A 674-nucleotide genomic window follows, 5' to 3' on the forward strand; every position below is an offset into this window, starting at 1 on the left:
GACCGGGTCCGGCTCGGCGACTCCGGGCTCATCGTCCGGGTGGAGTCCGATTCGCAGAAGCCCGGGGACGAGTTCCTGGCCGGCTTCGGCAAGACCGCCCGCGACGGACTGCACCTGAAGGCCGCCGCCGTCCGCGACACCTGCGACGTGGTGATCAGCAACGTGCTGGTCATCGACGCCGTGCTCGGCATCCGCAAGACCAGCATCGGCATCCGCGAGGGCCGCATCCACGCGATCGGCCGGGCCGGCAACCCCGACACCCTCGACGGGGTGGACGTGGTGGTCGGCACGGGCACGAGCATCGTCTCCGGCGAGGGCATGATCGCCACCGCCGGCGCCGTCGACACCCACGTGCACCTGCTCTCCCCGCGCATCATGGAGGCCTCGCTCGCCGCGGGCGTCACCACGATCATCGGGCAGGAGTTCGGCCCCGTCTGGGGCGTCGGCGTCAACTCCCCGTGGGCGCTGAAGCACGCGTTCAACGCCTTCGACGCCTGGCCCGTCAACATCGGCTTCCTGGCCCGCGGTTCCTCCTCGGACCCGGCCCCGCTGGTCGAGGCCCTCGCAGAGGGCGGCGCGTCCGGCTTCAAGGTCCACGAGGACATGGGCGCGCACACCCGCGCCCTGGACACCGCCCTGCGGGTCGCGGAGGAGCACGACGTCCAGGTCGCCCT

At 72.3% G+C, this 674-nt stretch carries 1 protein-coding gene; it reads left to right on the top strand.

Features of this window, described 5'->3' with window-relative positions; genetic code table 11:
* Positions 1-674: amidohydrolase family protein (locus AC6CKD_RS37940; protein WP_498333985.1), on the top strand; the 674-nt coding region annotated here is incomplete at both ends.

This window comes from Streptomyces sp. GQ60 (assembly GCF_059758875.1).